At 57.8% G+C, this 1,876-nt stretch carries 2 protein-coding genes; both read left to right on the forward strand.

Annotated features, from left to right (window positions below; genetic code table 11):
* On the forward strand, positions 1–789 hold a 789-nt coding region (gene purU, locus HBA55_RS37055; RefSeq protein WP_167001263.1), incomplete at its 5' end, for a formyltetrahydrofolate deformylase.
* Between the two features lie 95 nt (positions 790–884).
* A partial coding sequence (locus HBA55_RS37060; protein WP_167001265.1) for an FAD-dependent oxidoreductase occupies positions 885–1,876 on the forward strand: 992 nt, incomplete at its 3' end.

The following is a 1,876-nucleotide window of genomic DNA, read 5'->3' on the forward strand; positions in this document are numbered from 1 at the left end:
TCCGGTTTAATGCAGGATCTGGGGGCGTTTATTACCGAGATTTCCCACTACAGTGACCAGCAGACCAACACCTTCTTCTCCCGCACTGTGTTTGATGACCGCGACATGAAGGTCACCATTGTTGAGTTTAAGCAGGCTCTGGCGGAGCTGGCCTCGGCGTTGGAGATGGACTACACCATCCGGCCGACGACCTATAAGCCGCGCGTCTTACTGGCCGTGTCTAAGTACGATCACTGCCTGAATGTGTTGCTGACCAAGTGGAAATCGGGCGCGCTGGAAATTGATATTGCTGGAGTGATCTCCAATCACGACGATTGTCGTGCCATGGCGGAGTTTTACGGCCTGCCTTATCACCACTTGCCCATCAGTAAGGACACCAAGCCTCAGCAGGAGGCCCAGATCTTGGATCTGATGGACACCTACAAGGTCGATCTGCTGGTGTTGGCGCGCTATATGCAGATTCTGTCCGATGACCTGTGTGCAAAACTGGAAGGCCGGGCGATCAATATCCACCACTCCTTCCTGCCCAGCTTCAAGGGGGCCAAGCCCTATCACCAGGCCCATGAGCGCGGCGTGAAGGTGATTGGTGCCACCGCCCACTATGTCACGGCAGATCTGGACGAAGGACCTATTATTGTTCAGGAGGTCAAGCCCATCGATCACCGCATGACCGCCGAGGAGATGGTGCATGCCGGTCACGATATCGAGGCCACCGCCTTGTCCCACGCTGTCAAACTGCACTGCCAGGAGCGGGTGCTGATGAACGGCCATCGCACGGTGATTCTGTAACAGTGGTCAGTGTCGGATTACGGCGCTTCGCACCTAATCCGACCTACGTTGACCAGCGGTTTCTAGAAGAGCGAATCCAATTCAAAGGCAGAACAATGGAAAAGTACTCACTGCTCCAACTGGTGAAACACGCGTTCAGTGGCCACAAGCACTGGCCACAGGCGTGGCGCAGTCCGGAGCCCAAAAAGAAATACGATGTAGTGATCATCGGTGGCGGCGGTCACGGCCTGGCAACCGCCTATAACCTGGCCAAACAGCATGGCATCACCAATGTGGCGGTGCTGGAGAAGGGCTGGATCGGCGGCGGCAATACCGGTCGTAACACCACCGTGGTGCGATCCAACTACTTTTATCCGGAGAGTACTGATTTTTTCGAGCACTCCCTCAAGCTCTATGAGCGAATGTCGCTGGATCTCAACTACAACGTCATGTTGAGCCAGGGGGGGATTCTGACACTGGGCCACAGTCGCCACGATATGGAGATGCTGGAGCGCTGGTCCAATTCCATGCAGCTGCAGGGTGTCGATGCGGAGATGATGACGGCCGATCAGGTCAAGGAACATATGCCGCTGATCGATACTTCCCGCAATGCCCGCTACCCGATCTGGGGCGGGTTTATACAACGCCGCGGCGGCGTCGCCCGTCACGATGCGGTGGCCTGGGGCTTTGCCCGGGGCGCGGACGATCTTGGCGTCGACATTATCCAGGGCTGTGAGGTAAAAGGCTTCAGGCAGTCGGGCAACCGTATCCAGGGGGTGGAAACCAATCTGGGTTACATCAAGGCCGACAAAGTGGCCATGACGGTGGCCGGCCACACCAGTGTTCTGGGCGCAATGGCGGGATTGAATCTACCGATCACCAGCCAGCCCCTGCAGGCCATGGTCAGCGAGCCGGTGAAACCCTGCCTCGACGGCGTCGTGCTTTCCGGCGCTGCCCACGCCTATGTCAGCCAGTCGGATCGCGGCGAAATCCTCATCGGCGGAGGCGCCGATCGCCATCCCTCCTACGGACAGCGAGGCAACTTGCCGATTGTCGAAGAAACCCTGGCGGCGACCCTCAGCCTGTTCCCCAGTTTCAGCCGCCTCAA

This window comes from Pseudomaricurvus alkylphenolicus, assembly GCF_011683955.1.
GTDB lineage: Bacteria > Pseudomonadota > Gammaproteobacteria > Pseudomonadales > Cellvibrionaceae > Pseudomaricurvus > Pseudomaricurvus alkylphenolicus.